Annotated in this window: 5 protein-coding genes and 1 pseudogene; 2 read left to right on the top strand and 4 right to left on the bottom strand. The window is 70.2% G+C overall.

From position 1 onward, the window contains the following. Nucleotides 1-143 precede the first annotated feature (143 nt). Entirely contained in the window at nucleotides 144-860 is a 717-nt protein-coding gene (locus tag ACWCP0_RS15700) for a DUF5995 family protein (RefSeq protein ID WP_451079345.1), read from the top strand. A gap of 15 nt (nucleotides 861-875) precedes the next feature. After that, nucleotides 876-1,800: pseudogene (locus tag ACWCP0_RS15695) on the top strand (TIGR03619 family F420-dependent LLM class oxidoreductase). Between the two features lie 165 nt (nucleotides 1,801-1,965). Here the strand turns inward: ACWCP0_RS15695 and ACWCP0_RS15690 are convergent. The 4 genes from ACWCP0_RS15690 to ACWCP0_RS15675 all read right to left on the bottom strand — a co-directional run bounded on the left by ACWCP0_RS15690 (nucleotide 1,966) and on the right by ACWCP0_RS15675 (nucleotide 6,698). Further along, nucleotides 1,966-3,672 carry a flavin monoamine oxidase family protein gene (locus ACWCP0_RS15690; protein WP_451079344.1) on the bottom strand — a complete coding sequence of 569 codons (1,707 nt, stop codon included), beginning with the start codon at nucleotides 3,670-3,672 and terminating at the stop codon, nucleotides 1,966-1,968. Nucleotides 3,673-3,713: 41 nt separating this feature from the next. Then, nucleotides 3,714-4,526: a carbon-nitrogen hydrolase family protein gene (locus tag ACWCP0_RS15685; protein WP_451079343.1), complete on the bottom strand. Its 813-nt coding sequence runs from the start codon at nucleotides 4,524-4,526 to the stop codon at nucleotides 3,714-3,716. 233 nt (nucleotides 4,527-4,759) lie between these two features. Continuing rightward, nucleotides 4,760-5,215, bottom strand: a complete 456-nt coding sequence (locus tag ACWCP0_RS15680) for an Lrp/AsnC family transcriptional regulator (protein WP_451079342.1) — start codon at nucleotides 5,213-5,215, stop codon at nucleotides 4,760-4,762. A gap of 10 nt (nucleotides 5,216-5,225) precedes the next feature. After that, the gene (locus ACWCP0_RS15675; protein ID WP_451079341.1) at nucleotides 5,226-6,698 is read right to left on the bottom strand and encodes an amino acid permease; all 1,473 of its coding nucleotides are present in this window, start codon (nucleotides 6,696-6,698) and stop codon (nucleotides 5,226-5,228) included. Nucleotides 6,699-6,924 lie beyond the last annotated feature (226 nt).

The raw sequence follows: 6,924 nt of genomic DNA, 5'->3' as shown, positions 1-6,924 counted from the left end.
GGAACCGGAACTGGAACCGGAGCCGGAGTCGCCTTGCCGAGACGCGGAAGCGGAAGTGGACCCGTCGCCGGCGCTTCCCCCGTTCCGGGGAAGGACCCGGCCGGGCGGCACCTGCACGAGCCTATGGCTGCAACGCTGCCCCCATGGCGCAGATCGACCATTTCACAGCAGACTCCGCGGCCCGGACGGATTCCGGCGGTCCTTCGGTCGGCCCGGTGGTGGCGCGGATGCGGGCGCTCCGCTCGCAGTGGCCGGCGACGGACGGGGTCGCCGTCTTCAACCGGGTGTATCTGGCGGTCACGGAGGAAGTCGGCCGGCGCATCGGCCGCGGTGAGTTCCCCGACCGGAGGGCGGCCGTCACGCTGGACGTGCTCTTCGCCGAGCGCTATCTCTCCGCCGTCGGCACGGTCGCCGCGGGAGGTCGGCCGCCCGCGTGCTGGCGGCCACTGTTCCAGTACCGCCGCCATCCCGGCGTACGCCCGCTGCAGTTCGCCATGGCCGGAATCAATGCGCACATCGGGCACGATCTCGCACTGGCCGTGGTGGACACCTGTCGTACGCTCGGCTGCGAACCACCCGATCTCGAAGCGGAGTTCGACCGCGTGGGTGACATCCTCACGATGCTGGAGGAGCGCATCCGCGAGGATCTGATGCCGGGGCCCGATCTGCTGGAGGTCGCCGATCCGCTCACCCATCTGCTCGGCTCCTGGAGCCTGGAGCGGGCCCGGGACGGCGCCTGGTCGGCGGCCCGGCTGCTCTGGCGCATCCAGGAGCTCCCCGGACTGGCCGATGAGTTCATCGAAAGGCTGGACACGGGTGTCGGGCTCGTCGGGCGTTGCCTGCTCACCCCCTGGCACTGAGGCGAAGGAGTACGCATGGCGATCCGGCTCGGACTCGGGCTCCCGCAGATGAGGCAGTACGACATCGGCCGCGACATCCCCGCGGTGGCCAGGGCGGCCGAGGAGATGGGCTACGCAAGCCTGTGGGTGTTCGAACGGGTGCTGTTCCCCGAACCCGCGACCCAGGGGCTGTACGGCGTCCCCGGTCTCCCCTGGCCCGATCAGTACCGCCATGTCGCCGAACCGACGGTGTCGCTGACCCTGGCCGCCGCCGCGACGAGCCGGGCGAGGCTGGGCACCAGTGTGCTGGTCGCGCCGCTGCACATCCCCTTCCAGCTGGCGTGCACGCTCGCCACGCTCGATGCGGCGAGCGGCGGCCGGGTCGTCGCGGGCTTCGGCACCGGCTGGTCCCTCGACGAGTACGCCGCGGCCGCCGTCGCCCCGTTCGAGAGGCGCGGGGCGGTGCTCGACGAGCTGTTGGACGTGTGCCGGGCGGTGTGGGGGCCGGACCCGGTCGCGTACGAGGGCGAGCTGACGACCGTCGCACCCTCCGTGGTGGGCCCCAAGCCGGCCCGTCCCATCCCCGTCCTGCTGCCCGCGTCGAGTCCGCGGGCCACGCGCCGGCTCGTCGACCGGGCGGACGGGTGGATGCCTGTCGCGACGGGCCCCGGGAAGCTGGCCGACGACTGGCGCAGGGGACGTGGCGGCCGAGCGCGGCCGCGAGCGGCCCCTGGAGGTCGTCGTCCGGGCCAATGCGGCGTACAGCGCGAAGCCGCTGGAGAGCGATGACCGTCAGCCGTTCCACGGCAGTGTGGACCAGATCGTCGACGACCTTGCGGCCCATGCAGCGCCGGGCCTGGACGAGTTCCTCCTCGATCTGCAGGGCGCCACGCGGGACTCCGAGGAGCTGAAGGACGTGGCCGCGGCGGTGTACGAGGGCGTGCGGGCCGCGGGCGTCTGACCGGTTCGGCCGGACGCCGGGACGCAAACGGAGCCGCCGTCGGCCGGGGTTTCCGGTCGACGGCGGCTGACGCGACCACCCGGGGCCGACCGGGTCGCGGTCGGCGGCGGGGGTTCATCCATGGACCCGGGGGCCTGCCCCCGGGGGAATCGAGCCTCGAGGAAGTCAGTCCTCCGGGAGCTCCACCGGGGCGATCTCGTCGAAGACGTCGCCCGGACCGGGGTTGCTCCCGTCGGTGGCGCCGCCGAGGTGGTGCATCACACCCCACACCGCGTTGAGCGCAGTCTGCACGGCGCCCTCGGCCCAGCCGGCCGTCCACGAGATGTCGTCGCCCGCGAGGAAGATGCCGCGCTTGTCGGCGGGCAGCCGGTCCTGCATGAAGTGGGTGAACAGACGCCGCTGGTAGCGGTAGTGGCCCGGCAGGTTGGCCTTGAACGCGCCCATGAAGTAGGGCTCGTTCTCCCAGGACACGGTCACCGGGTTGCCGATGATGTGCTTGCGGATGTCGACCTTCGGGTAGATCTCGCCGAGCGACTTGAGCATGACCTCCATGCGCTCGTTCGCGGACAGCGGCAGCCACTTGAGGCTGTCGTCGCACCACGTGTACGAGAGGCAGATGACGGCCGGCTTGTCGGGGCCGTCGTCCAGGAGGTACGTGCCACGCGTCATCCGGTCGGTCAGCGTCATCGACATGACGTCGCGGCCGGTCGGATTTCCGCTGTCGTCGACGGCCTTGTCCAGCCAGAACGGCCGGTCCACCGGCACGAACAGCTTGGACGACTCCATGTAGTGGGTGCGCTCCATCGCCGTCCAGTGGTCGATGGGGAACAGCGAGTCGTCGCACGCGATCTTCGAGAGCAGCATCCACGACTGCGCCGTGAAGATCGCCGCCTGGTACGTACGGATGTCACCGGTGGCGTCCGTGACGGTGATCCGGTTGCCGGCGGTGCGGTGCAGCCGGGTCACGGCCGGCCGCGGATCGCCGTCGTGCAGCTTCGCGAGCGAGGTGCCCTGCGCCCAGTGGACGATCTTCTCGGGCTCGCGCTCCCACAGCCGCAGCGGCAGCTGCTGCGAGCCTCCGACGATGCCGCGATGGTGGTCGTCGGCCTCGGTGTAGACGACGCGGAGGATCTCCAGGATGGAGTTGGGGAAGTCGGTGTCCCAGCCGCCGGTGCCGAAGCCGACCTGGCCGAAGATCTCGCGGTGCCGGAAGGACTTGAAGGCCTCGGAGTCGCACAGGAAGCCGTAGAAGGTCTGGTTGTCGAGCTTCTCGACGAGCTTCGCCCAGATCTCGCGGATGCGGGGGACGTCGCGCTCCCGCATGGCGCGGTTCATGTCGGAGAAGTCCGCTCCCTCCTCCAGACAGGCGTTCCACGCGTTCATGACGTCGCGGTAGACCTGGGGGAGGTCGTCGATGGTCTCCGCGTAGTGCGACTCGCCCTTGAGGTCGACGACCGTCGAAGGGGTGGTCTCGGCGAGGGGGTTGGGGAACGGCCTGGTCTCCAGGCCCACCAGGTCGATGTAGTGCTGCAGCGCGGTCGACGAGGGCGGGAAGCGCATGGCGCCCATCTCGGCCGTAAGCGAGGGGTCGCAGCCGTCGAAGCCGACGGTGCGGAGCCGGCCACCGATCTGGTCCGCCTCGTAGACGACGGGCTTGAGGCCCATCTTCATCAGCTCGTACGCGGCGATGATGCCGGAGAGCCCACCGCCGATGACGGCGACCTCGGTGCCGTGTTCGGTCGCGGGTATCTGGCCGAGGCCCGCCGGGTGGGCGAGGAAGTCGTCGTACGCGTACGGGAAGTCCGGCCCGAACATGGTGATGGGCGGCTGCGCGTCGGAGTGCGGGACGGCGGTGGGCACCGTGGACGTCATGGGGTCTTGCTCCTGGTCCTGGTCTGACGGGACGAGAGGTCTCAGCGGGCGAGCGGCCCGTACAGGCCGGGGCGGCGGTCGCGCAGATAGGGGTTGTCGGCGCGCGACGCGGCGAGGAAGTCCGGGTCGGCGTCGCCGATGACCAGCTCCTCGCCGTGGCCGGCGCGGGCCCTGGCGATGCCGTCGGGTCCGGCGAGGCAGCTCAGCCCGGCGAAGTCGAACTCGCCCTCGGGGCCGGTCCGGTTGGCGTAGCCCACATACATCTGGCTCTCGAAGGCGCGGACCGGCAGGAGCTTCTCGGCGACGAACTGGAAGGGGTTCATCAGCGCGGTCGGCACCGCCAGCAGGTCCGTTCCGGCCAGGGCGTGAGCCCGTACGTTCTCCGGGAACTCGACGTCGTAGCAGATCAGCAGGCCGATGCGGAGGCCGCCGAGCTCGGCCTGGACGACGGTCTCGTCGCCGGGCGTGAACCACTCCCGCTCGAAGGAGCCGAAGAGGTGGGTCTTGCGGTAGTGCGCGAGGCGAGCGCCGTCGGGCCCGATCAGCTGCGCGGCGTTGTACACCTTCTCGGCGTCCTCGCCGGTGCCGCGCTCGGGGTAGCCGTAGAGGACGGCGATGCCGTGGCGCACGGCGATCTCGGCGACGGCCTGTGCGGAGGCGCCGTCGGCGCGCTCGGCGAGGCGGGGCACATCGGCGCCGATCGCGTACCCGGTGAGGAACATCTCGGGGCAGATCAGCAGGCCGGCGCCCGCGGCCGCGGCGCGGGCGGCGTGCGCGTCGAGGATCTCGAGGTTCTTCACGATGTCGCCGGGGGTCCCGGAGCTCTGGAGCAGGGCGGTGCGCAGCGGCGGCATGGACCTACCTCGGAAAGTGGTGGGCGAGGGCGTCAGGGCGACGTCAAAACGGTACGTTCCGGCGTTCCGCCGGACAAGACACGACCGTTGCGGACCGAGTGTCGATCCGTTGCGTGAATGCGGGGACCGGCGGTGATTCATTGCGTCCAGGGCCGGGGACGCACCCGCCCGGCCCGCGGACGCATCCGCCCCGGCCGGGCGGCGGTGCCGCGGTTCCGGCCGGGGGCGGATGGTCAGGCGGGCGAGCCCGACGAGAAGCGCCTGAGCAGCGGGGAGAGGACCAGCACGGACTTGGTCCGCTCGACGAAGGACTCGCCCGCGATCCGCTCCAGCACGCGCTCGAAGTGGCGCATGTCGGAGGCGAAGACCTGGACGATCGCGTCCGCCTCGCCGGTGACGGTGGAGGCGGACGCGACTTCCGGATACCGCTCGAGGCCGCGCCTGATGGTCTCGGGCGAGGTGTTGCTGCGTGCGTGGATCTCGATGTAACCCTCGGTCTTCCACCCCATCGCGGCCGGGTCCACCCGGACCGTGAAGCCGGTGATGACTCCGTCCGCCCGCAGCCTGTCCACGCGCCGCTTCACGGCGGGCGCGGACAGACCGACGAGCGAGCCGATGTCGGCGTAGGAACGACGCGCGTCCTCGGCGAGGGCGTGCACGATGCGTTCGTCGAGATCGTTCAGTCGCACAGGGGGTGGATCACTTCTCTGCTGTTGCCAGTCGGGATCGGCGCAGGCCGTACAGGAAGTAGAACACGAGCCCGGCGACCATCCAGCCACCGAAATACATCCAGGTGGCGAACGGAAGGCTGAACATCATGTACGCGCAGAAGGCGAAGCCCAGGATCGGCGTGACCGGGAAGAGCAGCACCGTGAAGGTGCGGTTCATGTCCGGACGCCTGTAGCGCAGGATGATCACGGCCACGTTGACCAGGGCGAACGCGAAGAGCGTGCCGATGCTGGTGGCGTTGGCGAGCTCGCCCAGCGGGATGAAGGCCGCGAGCGCGCCGCAGAAGACCGAGACGATCACGGTGTTGGCGCGCGGGGCGCCGGTGCGCGGGTTGACCTTGGCGAACACCTTGGGCACAAGGCCGTCGCGGGACATCGCGAACAGGATGCGGGTCTGGCCGTACAGCACGGCGAAGACGACGGACGCGATGGCGACGACTGCGCCGGCGGCGAGCACGACGCCCCAGAAGCTCTGACCGGTGACGTCCTTCATGATCTGGGCGAGCGCCGCCTCGGTGCCCTCGAAGTCCTGCCACGGCATGGCGCCGACGGCGACCAGCGCGACGAGGCAGTAGAGGACGGTGACGACGAGCAGCGACAGCATGATCGCGCGCGGCAGGTCCTTCTTCGGGTTCTTGGCCTCTTCACCGGCGGTGGAGGCGGCGTCGAAGCCGATGTACGAGAAGAAGAGGGTGGCCGCCGCGGCGCTGATCCCGGTGACGCCGAGCGGCGCGAGCGGGGCGTAGTTGCCGGCCTTGATGCCCATGAAGCCGATGCCGATGAAGAGCAGCAGCGTCACGATCTTGACCATGACCATGATCGTGTTGACGCGGGCGCTCTCCTTGGCGCCGCCCATCAGGAAGACCATGGCGAGCAGCACGACGACGAGTGCGGGGAGGTTGATGAAACCGCCCTCGCCGAGCGGTGCGGACACCGACGCGGGGATGGTCACGCCTATCGTGCCGTCGAGCAGCTCGTTGAGGTACTCGCCCCAGCCGACGGCGACGGCCGCGACCGAGACGCCGTACTCGAGCACCAGGCACCAGCCGCAGACCCAGGCGATGAGCTCGCCCATGGTCGCATATGAATACGAGTAGGAGGAGCCGGAAACAGGGACGGCTCCGGCGAGCTCGGCGTACGACAGAGCCGAGAACAGGGCGGTGAGACCCGCGACGACGAAGGAGATCGCCACGGCCGGGCCGGCGAGCGGGGTGGCCTCGCCGAGCACGACGAAGATGCCGGTGCCGAGGGTGGCGCCGATGCTGATCATCGTCAGCTGCCACATGGACAGCGAGCGGCGGAGACTGCCGCCCTCGCCCTGGCCGCCTTCGGCGACGAGTTGTTCGACCGGCTTGCGCCGCATCAGTCGGCTGCCGAGCCCGACAGCGGGACCGCTCGGGTCCTGCTGGGAGGTGACGGGTGGCGCTGCGCCGTGGTCCAACACTGGGGAGGCTCCTTATCGCTGCCTGTCTGTGAGGCGGCGACCGCGGCGGACCCGGGCGCGGGCATGGCTGAGAGCAGCCCGAAGCGCGGGGATTCGCCGAGAAGGCGGTCCCCGCCACTCCACGTACAGCGAGGACCTTACGAGATGCGCGTTCCTGCTCGTAATGCATGAGCCTTGCGCATCAGCACAAGATCGTTGCGTGGTTCCGGCGGCGGCAGAGGAACAT

Source organism: Streptomyces sp. NPDC001970 (genome assembly GCF_053594115.1).
This window is presented reverse-complemented; position numbering and strand designations above follow the sequence as displayed.

Coding starts and splice junctions, on each gene's coding strand:
- ACWCP0_RS15700 (WP_451079345.1), top strand. CDS start 144: ATGGCGCAGATCGACCATTTCACAGCAGACTCCGCGGCCCGGACGGAT.
- ACWCP0_RS15690 (WP_451079344.1), bottom strand. CDS start 3,672: ATGACGTCCACGGTGCCCACCGCCGTCCCGCACTCCGACGCGCAGCCG.
- ACWCP0_RS15685 (WP_451079343.1), bottom strand. CDS start 4,526: ATGCCGCCGCTGCGCACCGCCCTGCTCCAGAGCTCCGGGACCCCCGGC.